Source organism: Leucobacter sp. (assembly GCF_053528595.1).
The window spans coordinates 112,101-133,210 of record NZ_JAIVPF010000086.1; the positions used below are offsets into that span (position 1 = coordinate 112,101).

Sequence of the window (21,110 nt, forward strand, 5' to 3'; positions counted from 1 at the left end):
GGCGGGGTCCGGACTCGCCGCGCGCCTCGAGGTATGGATCCCGCGATTCGCTCCGCTCACGCAGGATGACTTCAAAGCGGGCCCGGGCCGGCCTACGGCAGCTCGATCTCCCCGGAGTACACGAGCTCCGCGGGGCCGTTCAGCGACACGTGCTCCCCCTCCTCGGTGGGGAACATGCGCACGGCCAGACGGCCGCCGGGCACCTCGACGCTCCAGTGGTTCGGCATGCCCGCTCCGCCCCAGTGGCGGAAGGCGAGCGCGGCCGCCGCAGTGCCCGTGCCGCAGGAGAGCGTCTCGCCGACGCCCCGCTCGTGCACGCGCATGCGGATGCGCGCCACGCCGTCCTTCACCAGCGGCTCCTCGGGCACGACGAACTCGATGTTCGCACCCTCGGCGGGTGCGGGATCGAGCGCCGGGGCGCGGTGCAGGTCGAGGCCCTCGAGCTCGCCGACGTGCGCGAGGGCGGCGACCACGTGCGGATTGCCGAGGTCGATCCCGAGCCCCGGGCGCGCCACGTCGAGGCCGTGCGCCGCCACGAGCCGCTCCTCCGCGAGGCGCCAGCGGCCGAGATCCACCGTGTAGCCCGAGACCCCCGCGAGCACGTCCTTGACGCCGGCTCGCGTGCCGATGGGCAGCGTGTCGCGGCGCTCGGGCGCGACGAGCCCCTCGGAGATGAGATAGTGCGCGTAGACGCGGATCCCGTTGCCGCACATCTCCGCGGGGGTGCCGTCGGCGTTCCAGTAGTCCATGAACCACTCGGCCTCGGGCTCCTCATCGAGGATCGCGTCACCCTCGGGAATCGCGCGGGAGCGCACGGCGCGGATCACGCCGTCGGCGCCGATGCCGAAGCGGCGATCGCAGAGGAAGCGGATCTGCTCGGGCGTGAGTGCGCGCTCCCCCTCGGGGTCGGTGAAGAGCACGAAGTCGTTGCCCGTGCCGTGGCCCTTGGTGAAGGAGAGCGTGGTCATTGCTCCAGTCTACGGGCGCACGGCGCGCGGCCGATGCCCTCGCCGCGCCGGTCGGGTGCGCTCGCGAGGGAGTAGAGCCAGCCGCGGTGCCCGTCGTAGCCCGCCATCACCGGCCCGATCACCCGGCTGCACGCTCGACTTGCGGGCGATGTCGGCGCGCGGGTCGTTCCACGGACGGGTCAGCCCTCAGACCTCCCACAGCGCCGCCACGGCGTCCTCGTCCGCCGCCGCGAACTTGCGGATCGCGAAGCCGCGCCGCCCGCCGTCACGGCGCGCCGTCCTCGACGGCCGCGGCGTCGATCCACTCGACTCCGGGGTAGCGCTTGAACCAGCTCACCTGACGGCGCGCATAGCGCCTGGTGAGGGCCTGGGTCTCTGCGATCGCCTCCGCCTCCGTCATGCGTCCCTCGAGCTGCGCGAGCGCCTGGGCGTAGCCGATCGCGCGGCTCGCGGTCCTCCCTTCCCGCAGGCCGTCCGGGATCAGCCCGCGCACCTCGTCGAGCAGACCGCCGGCCCACATCCGCTCGACGCGCCGGTCGAGCCGCTCGACGAGCACGGCGCGCTCGCAGCGCACGCCGAGGATGCTGGTGCCGGGGCGCCACAGCCGCGGTTCCTCGGGCAGCGTCACCTGCGCATCGCCGCCGAGCAGCGCCACTTCGAGGGCGCGCACCACACGGCGCGGGTTGCGGGTGTCGACGGCGTCCGCGGTCTCGGGGCTCACCGCGCGCAGCCGCTCGAGCAGCGATTCGACGCCCTCGTCCTCGAGTTCCGACTCGAGGTGGGCTCGCAGCGCCTCGTCGCGCGGCGGGAAGCGGAAGTCGAAGAGCACACTCGAGACGTAGAGCCCCGAGCCGCCGACCAGGATGACATCGGAGCCGCTCGCCGCGAGCTGCTCGATCACCGATCGTGCGAGCGACTGGTACCAGGCGACCGCGGCCTCCTCACCCGGTTCGAGCACGTCGAAGAGGTGATGCGGGATCCCGCGCCGCTCGCGAAGCGGCAGCTTCGCCGTCCCGATGTCCATGCCCCGGTACAGCTGCATCGCATCGGCGTTGACGATCTCCACCCGTCGGCCGGCCGAGGCCAGCTCCTCGGCGAGGTCGAGCGACAGCGCCGATTTGCCCGCGCCCGTCGCACCGACGATCGCCCACAGACGCGGCTCGGGAGCGCCGGGGAGTGCTGACCGCGCCACGTCAGCGCGTGGTGATGGTGCGGATGGTCGGCATGCCGAGGCCGACGGACTTCGGGGTGCCGGCGGCGGGCGCGGGTACGCCGCAGCTGTCGGCCTGGCGGCGGTCCCAGGCGTCGCCGGCGCGGGTGCGGCGCACGTCGTACACGTCGGGCGCGCCCGCGGCGTCGGACGGAGCGGCGGCGTCGGCGATCAGGAAGTGCGGTGCGGCCTCGGATACCCGCACGGTCACCACGTCGCCCGGCCGGGGCTCCTCCGCGCCCTCGGGCACGGCGAAGTGCACCAGGCGGTTGTCCTCGGCGCGGCCCGAGAGGCGGCGGGTCTCCGCGTCCTTCTTGCCCTCGCCGACCGACACGAGCACGTCGACAGTGCGGCCGATCTGCGCCTGGTTCTCCTCGAGCGAGATGCGCTCCTGCAGCGCCATCAGCCGCTCGTAGCGCTCCTGCACGACCGCCTTCGGGATCTGATGCTCCATGGTGGCCGCGGGGGTGCCCGGGCGGATCGAGTACTGGAAGGTGAAGGCGCTGGAGAACCGGGACTGCTCCACCACCCGCAGCGTGTCCTCGAAGTCCTCGTCCGTCTCTCCGGGGAAGCCGACGATGATATCGGTGGTGATCGCGGCGTGCGGGATCCGCTCGCGGACGGCGTCGAGGATGCCGAGGAACTTCTTGGAGCGGTAGGAGCGACGCATGGCCTTGAGGATCGTGTCGGAGCCCGACTGCAACGGCATGTGCAGCTGCGGCATGACGTTGGGGGTCTCGGCCATCGCGGCGATCACATCCTCGGTGAAGGCGGCGGGGTGGGGGCTCGTGAAGCGCACGCGCTCCAGCCCATCGATCTCGCCCATGGCGCGCAACAGCTTGCCGAAGGCCTGCCGGTCTCCGAACTCGACGCCGTAGGTGTTGACGTTCTGCCCGAGGAGGGTGACCTCGATGGCGCCGTCGTCGACGAGCGCCTGCACCTCCGCCAGCACGTCGCCCGGGCGGCGGTCCTTCTCCTTGCCCCGCAACGAGGGCACGATGCAGAAGGTGCAGGTGTTGTTGCACCCGACCGAGATCGACACCCAGCCGCTCGATGCCGAGTCGCGCTTCGTGGGCAGCGTCGAGGGGAAGATCTCGAGCGCCTCGAGGATCTCGACCTGGGCCTCGGCGTTGTGCCTCGCGCGCTCCAGCAGCTGCGGCAGCGAGCCCATGTTGTGGGTGCCGAAGACCACGTCGACCCAGGGGGCCTTCTCGACGATGGTGCCCTGGTCTTTCTGGGCGAGGCAGCCGCCGACCGCGATCTGCATGCCCTCGCGCTCGCGTTTCACGCCGGCGAGGTGGCCGAGGTTGCCGTAGAGCTTGTTGGCGGCGTTCTCACGCACGGCGCAGGTGTTGATGACGACGACGTCGGCGTGCTCGGGATCGTCAGCGGGCACGTAGCCGGCGGCCTCGAGGGAGCCCGACATACGCTCCGAGTCGTGCACGTTCATCTGGCAGCCGAGCGTGCGCACCGTGTAGCTCCGGGGGCTTCCATCGGGCCGCAGTGCGGCGGGCGACGGCGCGATCGCGGTGGGTTCGGCGGTTGCGAGACTCATGCGTTCCAGTTTACCGACGCGCGGCCGCGCCGTTCGCCGCCCGCCGCGCTAGCGGAAGCGCACCCCGCCGCCCGGCCCGCCGCTCCGCGAGGCTCCGTCGAGCGCCTCGCGCGCCGCGCGCATGGCCGGCTCGCCCGACCAGCCCCGCCGGGCGAGGAATCCGAGCAGGCGCCGTTCCGCCGTCTGGCGGTCGAGACCCGCCAGCTTGCGGGCGCGATCCTGCGCGGTCTCGCGCAGGATCACGAACTCCTCGTCGGCATCGAGCTCGCCCACGGCCTCATCGATGACCGCGTCCGGCAGTCTGCGCTCGCGCAGCTTCAACCGGATCTGGGATCGGCTTGCGCGCTTGGTGTCGCGCAGCTTCTCGGTGAGCACGCGGGCGAGCCCGAGGTCGTCGAGGTAGTGGCTGCTCTCGAACTCGGCGACGACCTGCTCCACCTCGTGGGGGTCGTGCTCGAGTCGCAGCAGCTCGTCCCGGAGCTCGCCGCTCGACCGCGCGCGCCGCGCGAGGATCCGCACCCCGTCCTCGGTGGCGGAGGGGCCCTCGCGTTCACTCGCGCACTGTTCCCCCTCCTCACGGGAGAGACTCCCGAAACCGGTCGAGATCGCCGCGGCGGCGCCGGTGACACCTCCGTGCCGGGTCGCAGCACCGGCGGCGTCGATGTCGGACCCGTCGGGTTCGGTGCCGAAGGGTTCGGCTCCGTCGATGTCGGCCCCGTCGGGTTCGGTGCCGACAGGTTCGATCGGTGCGCCGACGGCCGAAGCGCCGGTGGCAGCGGCCCGCGTGCCCCCGGCATCGGCCCGAGTGTCTGCAGAGTCGACCGAAGCGTCCGCAGAGCCGGCTCCGCCCGCAGCTCCCCCTGGAGCGTCCCACGCGCGTCGCTTGAGCAACGCGCGCAGCTCGATCACCTCGGCGAGATCGCCGCGATCCTCGGCCGCCTCGGCGGAGCGTTCACCGGGCTCCGGCAGAAACCGAACCGCCACGGGATCAGGCGCTCGCGCGCTGCTGCGTCTCGGACACCGGGCTGACCGGGGCGACCGGCGCATCCGCCTGCGGTTCCTCCTCGCCGCGTCCGTTCACGCCGAGCTTCGTGAGGATCTTCTCCTCGATCTCGGAGGCGACCTCGGGGTGCTGGATGAGGAAGCGACGCGCGTTCTCCATGCCCTGCCCCAGCTGATCGCCGTCGTACGTGAACCAGGCGCCGCTCTTCTTGATGAAACCGTGCTCGACGCCGTAGTCGATGAGCGACCCCTCCCGGGAGATGCCCACGCCGTAGAGGATGTCGAACTCGGCCTGCTTGAAGGGCGGAGCCATCTTGTTCTTGACCACCTTGACGCGGGTCCGGTTGCCCACCGCATCGGTGCCGTCCTTCAGCGTCTGGATGCGACGGATATCGAGTCGCACCGAGGCGTAGAACTTGAGCGCCTTTCCGCCGGACGTGGTCTCCGGGCTGCCGAAGAACACGCCGACCTTCTCGCGCAGCTGATTGATGAAGATGCACGTGGTCTTCGTGGCGTTGAGGCTGCCGGTGATCTTGCGCAGCGCCTGCGACATGAGCCGGGCCTGCAGACCGACGTGGCTGTCGCCCATCTCGCCATCGATCTCGGCCTTCGGCACGAGCGCCGCGACCGAGTCGATGACGACCAGGTCGACGGAGCCGGAGCGGATGAGCATGTCGGCGATCTCGAGCGCCTGTTCGCCGGTGTCGGGCTGCGCGACCAGCAGGGCGTCGATGTCGACCCCCAGCTTCTTCGCGTACTCGGGATCGAGCGCGTGCTCGGCGTCGATGAAGGCGGCGATGCCCCCGGCGCGCTGCGCGTTCGCAATGGCGTGGAGCGTGAGCGTCGTCTTGCCCGAGGACTCGGGGCCGTAGATCTCGATGATGCGGCCGCGCGGCAGCCCGCCGATACCGAGGGCGACGTCGAGCGCGACCGACCCGGTGGGGATCACCTCGACGGGCGCGCGCTCGACGCTGCCCATGCGCATGATCGCGCCCTTGCCGAAGTTCTTGTCGATCTGCGCGAGTGCGGCTTCGAGCGCCTTCTCGCGATCCTTGGGTGCTGCCATGGTCCTGCTCCTTCGTGTGTGCGCGGTCGCGCCGCTGGGTTGCTGCCTACCGACTGTCTTGACCCCGAGGCGGGGCAGACAAGGCATCGATGGCCGACTGCTTCACACCCTAGGAGGAACCACCGACACTGACGGGTCGAGCGGTCGATCTGTGGATGAGAGAGCGGTTCAACTCACCTGTGCACGAAGATAGCACCTTTCGAACACATATTCGAAGGATTCGGATCCGCGTGTCGCGGTCGCACCGCGCTCACTCACGGGGATCGCGCAGGCCGCGGCCGTAGCGACGATGCTCGGGCACCCCGAGGTCGACGCAGAGCGCCTCCCAGACCGCTCGCGCGGCGACGCCTCGCTCGAGGGCCTCGTTCGCCGTCCCGCCGAGCGCCGCGAGCCAGTGGTCGCGCAACAGCACACCCGCGTAGTCCTCGCCGAACTCGGCGACGCACGCCCGCCGGAACTCGCTCAACCGCACGACGACATCACCCCCGGGAAACGGCGAAGCGCCCGACCCGCGAGGGTCGGGCGCCGGGACCGCGCGCAGTCCGCGCGGAAGCCTGCTCGTCGCACCGGGTCAGGATACGAGCTCGGGCGCATACCCCGAGACCAGATCCGCCGGAATCGTGTCGGGCACGCGATCGGTCAGCGGGATCGAGAGACCCTCGACCACCGCGAGACGCTCGCTCACCTCACCCATGATCACCGAGAGCGGGGTGTCCAGCGCATCGGCGACCGCGGCGAGAATCTCGCTCGAGGCCTCCTTCTGACCGCGCTCCACCTCGCTCAGATATCCCAGCGCGACACTCGCCTCCCCGGCCACCTGACGCAGCGTGCGGCCCTTCTGCAGACGGAAGTCACGCAGCACGTCGCCGATCTCCTGACGCATCAGCACCATGTGGGCCCTCCTTCACTCGCACGACCGGGGCCGTGCCTCCACCATACCCGCTCGCAAGCGGGATTGCCGCTGCGGGAACACCGTCCAGTCTGATCGGTGTCACTGAGAGTAACCCCGAGGTTAGCGGGTCTATTCCTGAAACTTCGCTGAACTTGAGTCGAGTCGACTCAGATTTTGGTGAGATCGGACGTCTCGGCGGCCAGGAACTCCAGCGCCGCGTGCACGGCGGCCTGGCGGATCGCGGCCCGATCCCCCGTGAACGCGAAGCGCTTCGCACGCGTCCGATCCCCCGCGCTCACCGCGATCCAGACCGTGCCCGCGGGCTGTCCGGTCTGCGGATCCGGGTCGGGACCCGCCACCCCGGTCGTGGAGACGCCGATGTCGGCGGGCGTCGCCGGAGAGCCGCCGTCATCCGCGGGTACCGCGCACGCCGCGCGCACTCCCGCGGCCATCTGCATCGCGACCTGCTCGTCCACCGGCCCGTTCTCCCGCAGCAGGTCGAGATCGACGCCCAGCAGCGAGTGCTTCAACCAGGTGTCGTAGGCGACGATCCCGCCGGACAGGGCCCGTGAGGCCCCCGGTATCTTCACCAGCGCGTCTGCCAGCAACCCTCCGGTGAGGGACTCCGCGACCGCGATGCGGAGCCCGCGCGCGGCGGCCCACTCGATGGCTCCCGCCGCGAGCGCCCGCTCGGCGACGAGCGGCACCCCGTCGGGCTGCTCGAGCCCGCCCGTCACCGGGCGCCCCGCCGCGCGCGCACGAAGCCGAGGACGTAGTCGACGCCGCTCAGGATCGTGAGCAGCACCGCGATGGTCATCGTCACGACGTTGGCCCAGTAGGCGATCGGAGCGGCCGGTCCGAGCACGCTCGCGAGGGGCAGGAGCGCCAGGGTGATCGCGACCGACTGGGCGACGGTCTTGAGCTTGCCCATCCACGCCGCCGCGACCACCACGTCGTGAGCGATCATGAGGCGGTGGATCGTGATGCCGATCTCGCGTACGAGCACGACGACGGTCACCCACCAGGGCAGCTCGCCGAGGATCGAGAGGCCCACGAGCGCGGAGCCCGTGAGGAACTTGTCGGCGATCGGGTCGAGCAGCTTGCCCAGATCGGTGATCAGGCCGCGGGATCGCGCGAGATACCCGTCCCACGCGTCGGTGGCGATGGCCACGACGAAGAACACCGCCGCAGCCCAGCGCCACGGTCCGTTCGCGCCGTCATCGGCGAGCAGCATCCACACGAAGAAGGGGGTCGCGACGATGCGCGCGGTGGTGATGACATTGGGCGCGTTCCAGTTGCCCGGCTTCGCCGGTGCCGGCCCCGCGCTCTCGCTGCTCGTCATCAGTCCCGCCCCGTCAGCTGCCACGCGTCTTCGTCGTCGTCGCCCTCGACCTCATCGAGGCCGGCCTGGTACTGGGCGATCGGGTCGTCGTATCGCGCATCGCCGAATCCGTCGGACTCCGTCAGCGGTTCGAGCACGTCCGTGGCGGACTCCTCGACGGCCGGCTGCGCCCGCTCGGCCGCCGGAGGCTCCACCTGCTGCGGCAGCACCTGGGTGGCGGGAGGCGCGACCGGCGGCGCGAAGGCCGCGGCTGCGGGGCCCGCCGGCGAGCCGCCCTTGATGCGGGCGATCACCTCGGGCAGCTGCTCGGGAGTCACGAGCACGTCGCGCGCCTTCGACCCCTCCGAGGGGCCGACGATGTCGCGGGACTCCATGAGGTCCATGAGGCGACCGGCCTTCGCGAACCCGACGCGCAGCTTGCGCTGCAGCATCGAGGTCGAGCCGAACTGCGACGTGACCACGAGATCGATCGCGGCGAGCAGCACCTCGAGATCGTCTCCGATGTCCTCGTCGATCTCCTTCTTCTCGGCCGCCTGCGCCACGTCGGCCCGGTACTCGGGCTGGGCCTGGGCCTTGACGTGGCTGACCACCTGGGCGATCTCGGCTTCGCCGACCCAGGCGCCCTGCACGCGCATCGGCGTCGACTCCCCGTTGAGCAGCAGCAGGCCGTCGCCCTGGCCGATCAGCCGCTCCGCGCCCACCTCGTCGAGGATGACGCGCGAATCGGTGCCCGAGGCCACGGCGAAGGCGTAGCGGCTCGGCACGTTCGACTTGATGACGCCGGTGACCACGTTGACCGAGGGCCGCTGCGTGGCGAGGACGAGGTGGATGCCCGCGGCGCGGGCGAGCTGCGTGATGCGCTGGATCGAGTCCTCGACGTCGCGCGGCGCGACGAGCATGAGGTCGGCGAGCTCGTCGACCACCACGAGCAGGTACGGGTACGGCTTGAGCACGCGCTGGCTGCCCTCGGGCAGCACGATGGAGCCGGAGCGCACGGCCTCGTTGAAGTCGTCGATATGGCGGAAGCCGAAGCTCGCCAGATCGTCGTAGCGCATGTCCATCTCCTTCACGACCCACTGCAGCGCCTCGGCCGCCTTCTTGGGGTTCGTGATGATGGGGGTGATCAGGTGCGGCACGCCCTGGTAGACGGTGAGCTCGACCCGCTTCGGGTCGACCAGCACCATGCGCACCTCGGCCGGCGTCGCGCGCATGAGGATGCTCGTGATCATCGAGTTGATGAAGCTCGACTTGCCGGAGCCGGTGGCGCCCGCCACGAGCAGGTGCGGCATCTTGGCGAGGTTCGCCACGACGAAGCCGCCCTTGACGTCCTTGCCGACGCCGATGGTCATGGGGTGCGCGCTGCGCTGCGCCTTGTTCGAGCGCAGCACGTCGCCGAGCGCCACGTTCTCACGGTCCTTGTTCGGGATCTCGATGCCGATGGCGCTCTTGCCGGGGATCGGCGAGAGGATGCGCACCTCGTTCGAGGCCACCGCGTAGGAGAGGTTCTTGGACAGCGCCGTGACCTTCTCCACCTTCACACCCGGGCCGAGCTCCACCTCGTACTGCGTGACCGTCGGGCCGCGCGAGAAGCCCGACACCCTGGCGTCGACCTTGAACTCCTCGAACACGCGGGCGATCGCGGCCATGATCTGATCGTTCGCGTCGGTGTGGGTCCTGGGCGCATCGCCCGCCGCGAGGGTCGACTGGTCGGGCAGGCGGTACTCCGCGCGGCTCGCCGCGGGGTCGTGCGGGGGTGCGACCGCGAAGGCCGCCGTGGGCGCGGCCTCGGCGGGGGGTGCCGCGACCTCCTCGGGGGTTCCCGCGAAGCCGTCCCACGAGTCGTCGCTCAGACCGGAGGCGCGCACGCCGCCGACGGCCTGCACCGCGGCCTCCGCCTGGTCGAGCTCGTCGAAGAGGTCGGAGGGGAACACGCCGGTCGAGGCCTCGGGCGCGAGCGCGGACTCGAAGGCCCCGTCGGCCTTCGCCTCGTCGGCCGAGCCGCCGAGTGCGGCGTCGAGCCCCGCGCGGTCGCCGGCGTAGTCCGGATCCTCCTCGCGACCCGAGTCGGTGCGTCGCCACCAGGGCACGGAGGAGCCGTCGCCCTCCTGGTCCTCCAGGTCGAACAGGGCGTCCTGATCGTTCTTCCGCGAGCGGCGCGACTTCTTCGTCTCAGCGACTTCGGGCTTCGCGCCGTCGGCCGCCTCGCCCTCGACCACCCCGAAGAGGAAGGCGTACGCCTCGCGCAGGCGACCCAGGATGCGACCCGGCGGCGTCTTCGTGATGATCAGCACCGACATGGCGAGCAGCAGGGAGAGCACGGGGGTGGCCACCCACACCGTGAGGAAGAGCAGCGGCGCCCCGACCATCCAGCCGAGCAGCCCGCCGGCCTCGGCGAGCGCGGGCATCCCGTCGCGCGGGATCGGCTGTCCGCCGTAGATGTGCGAGAGCCCCGCGATGCTCGTGATCGTGAGGAACAGGCCGATCGCGATACGGCGGTTGTCGTTGACGCTCGACGGGTGGTTGAAGAGCCACATCGCGAAGCCGACCATGATGATGGGGAGGCCGAACGCCACACGGCCGAAGAGACCGCCGAAGGTCCACGCGTCGAGCTGCACCGCGAGCGGCTGCCCGATGAAGAACCACTCCACGACCGCGCCGATCACGGCGAGCAGCACCAGCAGCAGGGGCACGCCGTCGCGGCGATCCTCGGGAGCGAGGGGCTCGATCCGGAACGCCCGGGCGGCGCCGCCGACCCCGTGCGCGAGCCCGTTCCAGGCGCGCACGAGCACGCCCTCCGTGGGCTCCGGCTCGGCGAGCACTTTTGTCCTCGCGGTCGCACGGGTGCCCGCGGAACGGGAACCCCGTGCCGTGGTCTTGCCCGATTTTTCGCGCGACGAAGCTTTGCTGGCCATACTACGAGGGTACTTTCGACCTCCGACATTCGCGAGGTGACGCTCCGGCCCCCGCGGAATCGGAAGTGATCAGCGGCGGCGCAGCTTGCGCACGACCCGTTTGACGAGGGGCAGCCCCTCGGTCCAGATCGTGTACCCGGGACCGGGGCGGTCCCACGACCCCGCGAGCAGGTTCTCGTGCGAGGCCCAGCCCTTCTTGAACGTCGTGACGCCGTCGTTGATCAGCCCGCCGAAGTCGTAGCGCTCGATCCCGAGCGACTTCATGTGCCGGATCACGTGCCACTTGAGCGCGTAGTTGGCGCGCAGCCGCTGCCCGGTCTCGTCCATGCCGCCGTAGAGCTCGAAGGCGGTGCGCGCCGACTTCGCCATGAACAGGAAGGCGACCGGGCGATCCTCCACGTAGGCCGCCCAGACGGGCGAGTCCTCCCCCAGCATCGTGAAGGCGTCGTGGTAGTAGGAGTCCTCGTGCAGCCCGAAGTCGGCTCGCTCGCTCGTCTCCCGGTACACCTCGAGGCACGCGTCGAGCTGCTCGAGCGTCTCGACCGGCCGGATCGACAGCGACTCCTCGCGCCCCGCCTTCCGCACGTACTGGCGGTGCTTCTTCGACATGTCGGCGAGCAGCTCGTCCTCCGAGCGCCGCAGGTCGAGGATCAGCGTGCGCGCCGGCAGCACGGGCGTCCTGGCCTCCCGCCACCGGTCGCCGAGCGGGAACTCCCCCGCATCCTCATCGGGTTCGATCGACACCGCGACGGCGCGACGGGAGCTCTCCACGTAGTCGGCCACGGCGTCCGCCACCTCCGCGGGCGCCGGCGAGGCCGCGAGGCGCTCGGGATACTCACCGCTCCGCGCGAGCACCGGGCCGCGGGGAGCGTACACGAAGCCGCCCAGCGGGCCGGGCAGCGAGCGGGTGAGCAGCTGGCACGCACCGACGATGCGGGCGTCGGGTCCCGCGCCCGCGCGCACGAGCACGCGCTCGGCGCTCCAGCGGTGGGCCGACTTGAGCTCGCCCCAGCCCCAGAGCTGCAGCGGGTGGCCGCCCAGATCCCTCACCGTCGTGTCCCAGAGGGCGCGATCCGTGCAGGGGGCGACGGAGAGGGAGGTCACGAGCGGTTCCTTCCGAGTTTGCGGGAGACGAAGGCGGTGAGCTCGGCGAGCTCCGGGGAGCGCAGCAGACCGAGCAGGATCACGTAGACGGCGCCGACCACCGCGGCGACCGCGACGGCGAAGGGGATCGCGAGCACGGCGTCGTAGCCGGGCACCGCCGATCGCAGCAGCCAGGTCACGAGCAGCCCCGCGAGGAGCGCCGGGATCGCGGCGAGCACGTAGCGCACGAGGCTCTGCGCGATCCGGCGCCCGTCGATCGATCCGATCTTGCGTCGCAGCAGCCAGGTCGCCAGCAGCGCCTGCACGATCGTCGCGAACGACCACACGAGCGCGAACAGCATGCCGATCATGGCCTCGGGGGCGAAGACGAGCAGCAGGGAGAGCGCGATCACGATCCCCATCTGGATCGTCGTGAACACGAACGGCGTGCGCGTGTCGGAGAGCGCGTAGAAGGCGCGCTGCACGATGAACAGGAAGCTGTAGGCGGCGAGGCTCACGACGTAGGCCTGCAGTGCCTGGGAGAACTGATCGACCTGCAGCGGCGTCGCGCCGAAGTTGATGATGCGGGCCACGAAGGGAGCGGCTGCGAAGAGCGCCGCCGCCGCGAGCACCATGACGAGCGCGATCTGCCGCGCCGAGGCCGAGAAGTCCTCGACGAACTCGCTCATGCGCCCCGTCTGCCCCCACTCCGAGAGCCTCGTGAAGTAGGCGGTGGCGAGCGATACGGCGATGACGGAGTGCGGCATCATGAAGATCAGCCAGACGTTGGCCATGGCGCTCGTCGACGGCCCCTCGCCGGTGCCGATCGCGACGACGTTGTTCGTGACGAAGCCGCCGAGCTGCATCACGGTGATCGTCGCGAGGCTCCAGCCCGCGATCCGCGCGGTGCGGCCGAGCCCCATGCCCTTCCACTTGAAGTCGGGACGGTAGCGCAGGCCGGCCTTGCGCCACGAGGCGAAGAGGATCAGCGCCTGCGCGGCCACCCCGAGCGTCGCGCTGCCGCCGAGCACGGCGATCGAGGTCGCGTCCCAGTCGACGACCGTGCGCTGCCGGCCCGTCGGGTCGGCCCCGAACATCAGCATGAACACCACGATGCCCGCGATCGCGATCACGTTGTTGAGCACCGGCGCCCAGGTGAACGGCCCGAAGACGCTCCTCGCGTTGAGCACCTCGCCAAGCACCGTGTAGAGGCCGTAGAACACGATCTGCGGCAGGCACCAGTAGGCGAAGGCCGTCGCGAGCGCGAGCTGCTCCGGCGGCCAGGCGATCGCCGTGAGCCACACGATCCACGGCGCCGCGAGCATCGCGAGCACCGTGATCGCGAACATGCCCACCGAGATCAGCGTCAGGATCTTGTTGATGTACCCGGCCCCGCCGTCGGGGTTCTGCGCGGCCTTCACGATCTGGGGCACGAGCACGGCGTTCAACATGCCGCCGAGCAGGATCATGTACAGCGTGTTCGGCAGCAGATTGCCGTTCTGGAAGGCGTCGGCGGACACCGAGCCCACCGAGCCGATGGCGTACGCGAGCAGCATGGCCTTCGCGAGCCCGAGAATGCGCGAGACCATCGTGCCCGAGGCCATGACCGCGCTCGCGCGCATGATTCCGGCGGCCATCAGTAGTAGGGATCCTTCCTGACGGCCAGCGACCAGCGCCGCGCGAGGCGATCCCCCAGCCGCACCCAGAGCGCGTAGGCGCGCGGCTTCAGCGGCAGGTCGAAGGCGCCGGCGTAGTCGGTGATCTCGGGCGCGAAGGAGCGCTTGAACTGCCCGACCCCGAAGAGGGGGTGGTCGCGGTCGTCCGCGCGATCCGACGGGGGCGCGCCGCAGAGATCGTGCACCCGCGCGCCGCGCTCGGCGGCCCAGCGGATCACCTCCCACTGCAGCGCGTGCGAGGCCCCGTACGCCGACTTGGCGCGCACCGAGGCGCCGTCCTTGTAGGTGGTCCTGTCGCCGAGCGCCATCGCGTAGGCGCCCGCGATCAACTCGGGCTCTCCATCTGCACCGGCGCGGTGGGCGAGGAACATCTGGCCGGATCCGGCGCGTTCGAAGCCCTGCCAGAACGCGCGGTAGTACTCCTCGGAGCGCAGCACGAACCGCCCCTCGGCGGTCTCCTGCAGCAGGCGGTACAGGGCTGCGCAGTTCTCGTCGCTCGCGGGCACGCGGGACGCCTCGATGCCGTCGCGGCGGGCGCGGTTGATCGAGTTGCGCGCCTTCTTGCCGAGGCCCGCGAGCAGCTCCGCGTCGGAGCGCCCGGGCTCGCCGAGGTCGAGGAGCACCGTCGAGGGGTTCGGGATGATGCGCACGGTGTCCCGGTACCCCGCTGCGAGGATCGCGGCGCGCGCGCCGGGATCGAGGCGCGGCTCGATCTTCAGCAGGAACGCGCCGCGCGAGCGCGCGAGATCCGCCACCGCCGAAGCCGTTCCGAGCACCGCGGCGACGTCCTCCCCGGCCGGGCCCGCCGGCAGGTGCCACCACTCCCCGAGCAGCGGCACGCGCTTCGCGAGCACGCCGACCGCGATGGACGGGCGGGAGGGCCGATCCACGACCACCCGGTAGTCGCGATACGCGCCCTGCTCGCGCTTCACGTCGAGATAGGCGTCGCCCATCCAGACCTCGCCCCCGCCCGGGTTGGCCGCGACGAGCGCGTCCCAGCCGGCGCGCTCCGCCTCATCGGCGAAGCGCGCGACCGCGCCTCCGGAGGAGGCGGCACCCGCGAGGGATCCCGCCACCGCTCAGACCACCACCACGACGGGCACGATCATGGCCTTGCGGCGCAGCTTGGTGCCCACCCAGCGACCGATCGTGCGGCGCACGATCTGCTGCAGCTGGTGGTGATCCGTGACGCCGTCCTTCATCGCGTCCTCGAGGGCGCTCGCGATCTGCGGCTTGATCTTGTCGAAGACGTGATCGTCCTCCGCGACGCCCTTCGCGTGGACCTCGGGGCCCGAGACGATCTGGCCGAGCGTGGTCTCCACCACGGTGATCACCGAGATGAAGCCCTCCTCCGCGAGCGTGCGGCGATCCCGCAGATCGTCGTCGGTGACGCGGCCGACGCTCTTGCCGTCGACGTAGATGAAATCGGTGTCGAGCTGGCCCACCGCGCGGGCCACGCCGTCGACGAGGTCGACGACCGTGCCGTTCTCGGCGATGACGGTGCGGTTCTGCGGTACGCCCGTCTCGATCGCGAGCGCGGCGTTCGCCACCAGCATGCGGTACTCGCCGTGGATGGGCATGACGTTCTTGGGCCGCACGATGTTGTAGCAGTAGAGCAGCTCGCCCGCGGCGGCGTGCCCCGAGACGTGCACCTTCGCGTTGCCCTTGTGCACCACGTGGGCGCCCAGCTTGATGAGGCCGTCGATCACGCGGTAGACGGAGGTCTCGTTGCCCGGGATGAGGCTCGAGGCGAGGATCACGGTGTCGCCCGTGCCCACCTCGACCTGATGCTCGCGGTTGACCATGCGGCTCAGCACCGCCATCGGCTCGCCCTGCGAGCCCGTGGACATGTAGACGATGCGGTGGTCGGGGATGTCGCCGCTCTTCTTGAGGTCGACCAGCACGCCCTCGGGAACCTCGAGGTACCCGAGATCGGCCGCGATCTTCATGTTGCGCACCATCGAGCGGCCGAGCAGCACGACGCGCCGCCCGTTCGCATGCGCCGCGTCGAGCACCTGCTGCACGCGGTGCACGTGGCTCGAGAAGCTCGCGACGACGACTTTGCCCGGCGTCTTGGCGATGACCTGCTCGATGACCGGGCCGATGTCCTTCTCGAGCGGCGTGAAGCCCGGCACGTCGGCGTTCGTCGAGTCGGTCATGAAGAGGTCGACGCCCTCCTCGCCGAGCCGCGCGAAGGCGCGCAGGTCGGTGATGCGGCCGTCGAGGGGCAGCTGATCCATCTTGAAGTCGCCGGTGCCGATCACGAGGCCGGCGTCGGTGCGGATGGCCACGGCGAGCGCATCGGGGATCGAGTGGTTCACGGCGATGAACTCGAGGTCGAAGGGGCCGTACTGCACCCGGTCGTCCTCGGCCACCACCCGGGTCACCGGGCGGATGCGATGCTCCTTGAGCTTCGCCTCGACGAAGGCGAGCGTGAGCTTGGATCCGACGAGCGGGATGTCCTCGCGCAGCTTGAGCAGGTACGGCACGCCGCCGATGTGATCCTCGTGCCCGTGCGTGAGCACCACCGCCACGATGTCGCCGAGGCGGTCCTCGATCTTGGTGATGTCGGGGAGGATCAGGTCGACGCCCGGGTGCTGCACCTCGGGGAAGAAGACGCCGCAGTCGACGATCAGCAGCTTGCCGTCGATCTCGTAGACGGTCATGTTGCGACCGACCTCGCCGAGACCGCCGAGCGGCGTGATGCGGAGGGTTCCCGGTTCGAGAGCGGGAGGAGCGTAGGGGGGATTCGTCATATATTCCTTGCCCGTTCCCTGAGCCCGTCGAGGGGGAACGGCTATCGGTCACCCCCCTTCGACAGGCTCAGGGGGCCGCTTCGTTAGCGGGTGGTGCCTGCGATCTTGGGCAGTGCACCGCCGGCTGCCGCGTTGCGGTCCGGCCTGAAGTTCGACAGATCGATGCCCGGCACGTCGCCCACGAGCGCGAGCTCGTCCTCGATGAGGGCGGCCTCCCACTCCTCCGGGCCGACGAGGGGCAGGCGCACGCGCGGGCTGCCGATGCGGCCCAGGCCGTGCAGGATGTACTTCGCCGCCACCGTGCCCGGCACGTGGGTCATGACGGCGCGCACGAGCGGCTCGAGCCGCTGGTGCATGTCGCGGGCCGTGTGCAGATCGCCCGCGTTGACCGCGTCGATGATGGCCCGGTACGGCGCCGCCGCGATGTTCGCGGTCACGCCGATGAGACCGGTCGCGCCGATCGCGAGGTGCGGCAGCACGTTCGCGTCGTCGCCCGAGAAGTACATGAGATCGGTCTGGTTGAGCACGCGGCTCACCTCGCTGAAGTCGCCCTTGGCGTCCTTCACCGCGAGGATGTTCGGATGCTTCGCGAGACGCAGGATCGTCTCGTACTTGATCGGCACGCCGGTGCGGCCGGGGATGTCGTACAGGATCACCGGCAGCTCGGTGGCGTCGGCGACCATGCGGAAGTGCGTGAGCAGCCCCGCCTGGGTGGGCTTGTTGTAGTAGGGGGTGACGATCATCACGCCGTCGGCGCCGGCCTTCTCGCTGGCCCGGTAGAGCTCGATCGCGTGCGCCGTCTCGTTGGACCCGCCGCCCGTGATCACCTTCGCGCGACCGCTCGACACCGACTTCGCGACCTCGACGAGCTTGATCTTCTCGGGGTCGGTGAGCGTGGAGGTCTCACCGGTCGTGCCGGTGACCACGATGCCGTCGGCACCGCTCGCGATGCAGTCGTCGATGTGCTTCTCGGTCGCGGCCCAATCGACCTCGCCGTCCGCCTGGAAGGGCGTGACGAGCGCGACGAGTACCTGACCGAAGGGGTTTTCCTGGTTTGCCACCTCACTAGGCTACCGGACTCCTCCGACATTGACCGTCCCGAGCCCGCTCCGGCCGGGCGGATCCGACGGCCCGTCACTCGCGCAGGGGCCGACCGATCCGACTCGTCGGCCGTTCGCCGAGACCGGGAACCCCCGGCGCGCCGCTCCTTCGTCGCGCCGGTCCGACACCGAAGCGCCGGCCTCTCCGAGGCACCGGCTCGGCCTAGCGCTCGCCGGCCGCGGAAACGCGCACCCAGCGCTCGAAGCGATAGCCGAGACCGCTCGCGGCGACGAGCGGCTCGCCGGGATCGACCAGCTCCCACTCGGGGCCGATCTCCGGCGCGAAGGTGTCGGCGTCGGGCACGTCGAGCTCGATCCGCGTCACCACCAGTTCGTCGGCCAGTGGCATCGCCGCACGGTAGAGCTGCCCGCCGCCCATGATCCACCCGAGCTGCGCACCGCGATCCCCGATCTCGGCCAGCGCCTCCTCGACCGAGTGCGCCACGATCGCGCCGGGCGCGTCGAAGCCGGGATCCCGCGACACCACGACGTTCTCGCGGCCGGGAAGCGGACGGAAGCGCTCGGGCAGCGACTCCCAGGTGCGTCGCCCCATGAGCACGGGCGCCCCCGTCGTGACGCGGCGGAAGTGGGCGAGATCCTCGGGGAGGTGCCAGGGCATCTCTCCCCCGCGCCCGATCGCGCCGCGGCCGTCGACGCCGCGGGCCTCGGCCCAGATCATGCCGATCCTCATGGCTCCGCCTCTCCTCGTCGTCCTGCGCGAAGTCGCAGTCTCTCTCTGGGATCCCCCGCGGTGCGCTTCACCCGCGCGGGATCGCCGCGGACCGGCCCCTACACCGCTACCGGGGCCTTGATGCCCGGATGGTGCTCGTAGCCGATCACCTCGAAGTCGTCGAGCGTGTAGTCGAAGATCGAGTCGGCCTTGCGGATCTCGATGCGCGGGTACGGGTAGGGATCGCGGGCCAGCTGACGCTCGACCTGCTCCACGTGGTTGTCGTAGATGTGGCAATCGCCGCCGGTCCACACGAACTCGCCGGGCTCGAGCCCCGTCTGCTGCGCGATCATGAGCGTGAGCAGGGCGTAGCTGGCGATGTTGAACGGCACCCCGAGGAACATGTCGGCGGAGCGCTGGTAGAGCTGGCAGGAGAGCCGGCCGTCCGCGACGTAGAACTGGAAGAAGGCGTGGCACGGAGCGAGCGCCATCTCGTCGAGCTCGGCGACGTTCCAGGCGGAGACGATGATGCGCCGCGAATCGGGGTTGCTGCGCAGCTGCTCGATGACACTCGCGATCTGATCGATGTGCTCGCCGTTCGGGGCGGGCCACGACCGCCACTGCACGCCGTAGACGGGACCGAGGTCGCCGTTCTCGTCGGCCCACTCGTCCCAGATGGTGACGTCGTGCTGCTTCAGGAAGTCGATGTTGCCCTCGCCGCGCAGGAACCACAGCAGCTCGACGGCCACGGACTTGAAGTGCACCCGCTTGGTCGTGATGAGCGGGAAGGACTCGGAGAGGTCGTACCGGATCTGCCGTCCGAAGAGGCTGCGGGTTCCCGTGCCGGTGCGGTCCGACTTCGGGGTGCCGTGCTCGTAGACCTCGCGCAGCAGGTCCTCGTAGGGGGTCGGGATCGGGTTCGCAGTCACGCCCCCGAGTCTACCCCCGGCGGCTCGCGAGACCCGTGAGCCGCCGCGCATGCCGGGCCGCTCATGCGCATGCCGGGCCGCTCACGCGCGCGCCGCGCCGCGCCGCTCCTGCTTCCCGCTCAGCATCCGCATGTCGGCGCGCGAGATGAACTCGTCGGGCTGCTCGCCGAGGCTCCACTCGGAGATCCCGAACGACCAGGGCGTCGCATCGACCTCGCGCTGCAGCCGCTCGCCGGTGAGTCTCGCCTGGTCCGCGTCGCAGTCGACGAGCAGCAGCGCGAACTCGTCGCCGCCGAAGCGGGCGAAGACGTCCTGCTGCCGCACGCGATCCTGCATGGCGCGGGAGAACTCGCGCAGCACGCGATCGCCCTCGCCGTGGCCGAGCCGGTCGTTGATCGTCTTGAACTCGTCGAGGTCCACGTACAGCAGGGAGAGGGGGCGCCCGGTGCGCTCGGCGTTCGAGATGGCCTTCGGGAGCAGCCGCTCGAAGCCGCGTTTGTTCCACACGTCGCACAGCGGATCGGTGATCGATGCTCGCTCGAGCCGCCGCTTGAAGCGGCCGACCAGTTCGCCGAGCACCGCACCCGTCAGCGCGAGGGTGGTCAGCACCGGATACATGGGCTCGCCGAACCGCACGATGACGATCACGGCGTAGAGCAGCAGCCAGGTGTACCCCAGCAGGCGGGCCACCCGCATCGGCAGGAACCAGACCACGTAGATGAAGAACGGGAAGAAGAGCAGCCCGAAGTTCAGCGCCCGGACCTCGTTCGGCGTGAAGGCCACCGTGGGCACCACGAACACCGTCACGAGCGTCATCAGCACGCCGGCCGCGGTGGTCGAGAAGCGCCTGCCGCGGATGAGCACTCCGCAGCCGACGAGCGTGCTGAGCACCGCGGTGACGAGCACGTCGATGCGGGGGTTCTCGTCGACCCGGAACACCGTCACGTTGAGGGTGGCGAACAGCGCGCCCGCGAAGAGGTAGGCGGCAGTCGCGATGGAGCGATCCGACTGCGGTATCCGGAATAGCGGCACTCGCTCACCTCATTCACTCTCTTCCAGCACGCCTCGCTTCAAGCTTCTATCGACTCGACCTGCGAGTCCAGCGGCGAGGCGAGCAGCATACCGCGCGGAGGCGAGTCATCGAAAAGCGAGTCCCTCGCATGCGACCGCGTCCTCGAACAAGTCTGACAGCAAAACGTGTTCTGACATAGATTCCTCGGGCACGACCGCGACTTCCACCGTCTCTGACCCCTCGAGGGAGGGCGCGTCCGCGCAGAGAGCGACGATCGCCCACCGATCGGGATAGGAATCCTCGGCATACTGCGCCTCGAGCCCTATCCGAGAAGAGGCATCCTGGATCAGCAGCAGACTCGACTCGCTCACCCGTTCAGTCACCTCTTCCAGCGAGCCGCCACGCAGTTCACCTACCGGAGTCTGCACCTGCTTCCCGCATCCAGCCAGCGCGAGCGATACCGCGATCGAACACGCACCGAGCAGCAGCAGCAGGGGACGACCTACAGACCGCATGATACAGCGGAAGAATACGGCTCGAAGGCGGTCAAGACCCCGCTCGTCTTCACCGTCTTCCAGTAGGTCTTTCCGATCTTGGTCTTATAGGCCTGCTGCTGTTGCAGCTTGTAGGTGTATTTCGACCCGACCGAACGGGCCTTCCAGGTCTGACCAGTCTTCAACTTCGGAGAAGTGCAAGAAACGTTCACTGTGACAGTCGTTGCGTTGGAGATATTCAATCCAGCTGAGACTACTCCTCTGCTGGCCCCAAGGCTCACCCCGATCGTGACGGCGGCGCTCTTTCCCCTTGTAATGGAACAGGTCCCACCCGCGGTCGTGATCTTGCACGTGGAGAACACACCCCCCGTAACGTGCTTTGACTCTTTCTTTTCAATCACGACAAATCGCTGCGGAGCTGCGTGAGCAGTCTGAGGGATGGA

Annotated in this window: 19 protein-coding genes; all 19 read right to left on the reverse strand. The window is 70.0% G+C overall.

The window, feature by feature from the left end; all coding sequences use genetic code 11:
* Positions 1-92: 92 nt before the first annotated feature.
* The gene (gene dapF / locus ACWKZU_RS17710) at positions 93-968 is read right to left on the reverse strand and encodes a diaminopimelate epimerase (RefSeq protein ID WP_449283656.1); all 876 of its coding nucleotides are present in this window, start codon (positions 966-968) and stop codon (positions 93-95) included.
* Positions 969-1,233: 265 nt separating this feature from the next.
* Positions 1,234-2,160, reverse strand: coding sequence for a tRNA (adenosine(37)-N6)-dimethylallyltransferase MiaA (gene miaA / locus ACWKZU_RS17715; protein ID WP_449283657.1), 927 nt, complete (start codon positions 2,158-2,160; stop codon positions 1,234-1,236).
* A 1-nt stretch (position 2,161) separates the two neighbouring features.
* Complete coding sequence (gene miaB / locus ACWKZU_RS17720) at positions 2,162-3,733, reverse strand: tRNA (N6-isopentenyl adenosine(37)-C2)-methylthiotransferase MiaB (protein ID WP_449283658.1); 1,572 nt, start codon at positions 3,731-3,733, stop codon at positions 2,162-2,164.
* Between the two features lie 48 nt (positions 3,734-3,781).
* Positions 3,782-4,717 carry a regulatory protein RecX gene (locus tag ACWKZU_RS17725; protein ID WP_449283659.1) on the reverse strand — a complete coding sequence of 312 codons (936 nt, stop codon included), beginning with the start codon at positions 4,715-4,717 and terminating at the stop codon, positions 3,782-3,784.
* Positions 4,718-4,721: 4 nt separating this feature from the next.
* Entirely contained in the window at positions 4,722-5,801 is a 1,080-nt protein-coding gene (recA, locus tag ACWKZU_RS17730; protein ID WP_449283660.1) for a recombinase RecA, read from the reverse strand.
* 250 nt (positions 5,802-6,051) lie between these two features.
* Positions 6,052-6,273: a DUF3046 domain-containing protein gene (locus ACWKZU_RS17735; protein ID WP_449283661.1), complete on the reverse strand. Its 222-nt coding sequence runs from the start codon at positions 6,271-6,273 to the stop codon at positions 6,052-6,054.
* Between the two features lie 99 nt (positions 6,274-6,372).
* Positions 6,373-6,693 (reverse strand): helix-turn-helix domain-containing protein, encoded by a 321-nt coding sequence (locus ACWKZU_RS17740; RefSeq protein ID WP_449283662.1) that lies wholly within the window; start codon positions 6,691-6,693, stop codon positions 6,373-6,375.
* 167 nt (positions 6,694-6,860) lie between these two features.
* Positions 6,861-7,430 carry a CinA family protein gene (locus ACWKZU_RS17745; RefSeq protein ID WP_449283663.1) on the reverse strand — a complete coding sequence of 190 codons (570 nt, stop codon included), beginning with the start codon at positions 7,428-7,430 and terminating at the stop codon, positions 6,861-6,863.
* Complete coding sequence (gene pgsA, locus ACWKZU_RS17750) at positions 7,427-8,035, reverse strand: CDP-diacylglycerol--glycerol-3-phosphate 3-phosphatidyltransferase (RefSeq protein ID WP_449283664.1); 609 nt, start codon at positions 8,033-8,035, stop codon at positions 7,427-7,429. Before pgsA ends, ACWKZU_RS17745 begins: the two co-directional genes overlap by 4 nt.
* Entirely contained in the window at positions 8,035-10,947 is a 2,913-nt protein-coding gene (locus ACWKZU_RS17755) for a DNA translocase FtsK (RefSeq protein WP_449283665.1), read from the reverse strand. Before ACWKZU_RS17755 ends, pgsA begins: the two co-directional genes overlap by 1 nt.
* Before the next feature lie 69 nt (positions 10,948-11,016).
* On the reverse strand, positions 11,017-12,051 hold the full coding sequence (locus ACWKZU_RS17760) for a lipid II:glycine glycyltransferase FemX (protein ID WP_449283666.1): 1,035 nt from the start codon (positions 12,049-12,051) through the stop codon (positions 11,017-11,019).
* On the reverse strand, positions 12,048-13,667 hold the full coding sequence (gene murJ / locus ACWKZU_RS17765) for a murein biosynthesis integral membrane protein MurJ (protein WP_449283667.1): 1,620 nt from the start codon (positions 13,665-13,667) through the stop codon (positions 12,048-12,050). The genes ACWKZU_RS17760 and murJ overlap by 4 nt, the downstream gene beginning before the upstream one ends.
* Positions 13,667-14,782, reverse strand: coding sequence for a lipid II:glycine glycyltransferase FemX (locus ACWKZU_RS17770; RefSeq protein WP_449283668.1), 1,116 nt, complete (start codon positions 14,780-14,782; stop codon positions 13,667-13,669). The genes murJ and ACWKZU_RS17770 overlap by 1 nt, the downstream gene beginning before the upstream one ends.
* A gap of 3 nt (positions 14,783-14,785) precedes the next feature.
* Positions 14,786-16,462, reverse strand: coding sequence for a ribonuclease J (locus ACWKZU_RS17775; protein ID WP_449283669.1), 1,677 nt, complete (start codon positions 16,460-16,462; stop codon positions 14,786-14,788).
* Positions 16,463-16,545: 83 nt separating this feature from the next.
* The gene (dapA, locus tag ACWKZU_RS17780) at positions 16,546-17,523 is read right to left on the reverse strand and encodes a 4-hydroxy-tetrahydrodipicolinate synthase (protein ID WP_449283670.1); all 978 of its coding nucleotides are present in this window, start codon (positions 17,521-17,523) and stop codon (positions 16,546-16,548) included.
* A 202-nt stretch (positions 17,524-17,725) separates the two neighbouring features.
* Complete coding sequence (locus ACWKZU_RS17785) at positions 17,726-18,253, reverse strand: dihydrofolate reductase (protein ID WP_449283671.1); 528 nt, start codon at positions 18,251-18,253, stop codon at positions 17,726-17,728.
* Positions 18,254-18,351: 98 nt separating this feature from the next.
* Positions 18,352-19,161 (reverse strand): thymidylate synthase, encoded by an 810-nt coding sequence (locus ACWKZU_RS17790; RefSeq protein ID WP_449283672.1) that lies wholly within the window; start codon positions 19,159-19,161, stop codon positions 18,352-18,354.
* Positions 19,162-19,242: 81 nt separating this feature from the next.
* On the reverse strand, positions 19,243-20,193 hold the full coding sequence (locus ACWKZU_RS17795; RefSeq protein ID WP_449283673.1) for a diguanylate cyclase domain-containing protein: 951 nt from the start codon (positions 20,191-20,193) through the stop codon (positions 19,243-19,245).
* Between the two features lie 105 nt (positions 20,194-20,298).
* Positions 20,299-20,688 (reverse strand): hypothetical protein, encoded by a 390-nt coding sequence (locus ACWKZU_RS17800; RefSeq protein ID WP_449283674.1) that lies wholly within the window; start codon positions 20,686-20,688, stop codon positions 20,299-20,301.
* Between the last annotated feature and the right edge of the window lie 422 nt (positions 20,689-21,110).

Bases quoted from the DNA above. Each gene is read 5' to 3' on its own strand.
- dapF (WP_449283656.1), bottom strand. From the start codon at position 968: ATGACCACGCTCTCCTTCACCAAGGGCCACGGCACGGGCAACGACTTC.
- ACWKZU_RS17740 (WP_449283662.1), bottom strand. From the start codon at position 6,693: ATGGTGCTGATGCGTCAGGAGATCGGCGACGTGCTGCGTGACTTCCGT.
- pgsA (WP_449283664.1), bottom strand. From the start codon at position 8,035: ATGACGAGCAGCGAGAGCGCGGGGCCGGCACCGGCGAAGCCGGGCAAC.
- ACWKZU_RS17775 (WP_449283669.1), bottom strand. From the start codon at position 16,462: ATGACGAATCCCCCCTACGCTCCTCCCGCTCTCGAACCGGGAACCCTC.
- recA (WP_449283660.1), bottom strand. From the start codon at position 5,801: ATGGCAGCACCCAAGGATCGCGAGAAGGCGCTCGAAGCCGCACTCGCG.
- ACWKZU_RS17785 (WP_449283671.1), bottom strand. From the start codon at position 18,253: ATGAGGATCGGCATGATCTGGGCCGAGGCCCGCGGCGTCGACGGCCGC.
- miaB (WP_449283658.1), bottom strand. From the start codon at position 3,733: ATGAGTCTCGCAACCGCCGAACCCACCGCGATCGCGCCGTCGCCCGCC.
- murJ (WP_449283667.1), bottom strand. From the start codon at position 13,667: ATGGCCGCCGGAATCATGCGCGCGAGCGCGGTCATGGCCTCGGGCACG.
- ACWKZU_RS17755 (WP_449283665.1), bottom strand. From the start codon at position 10,947: ATGGCCAGCAAAGCTTCGTCGCGCGAAAAATCGGGCAAGACCACGGCA.
- ACWKZU_RS17800 (WP_449283674.1), bottom strand. From the start codon at position 20,688: ATGCGGTCTGTAGGTCGTCCCCTGCTGCTGCTGCTCGGTGCGTGTTCG.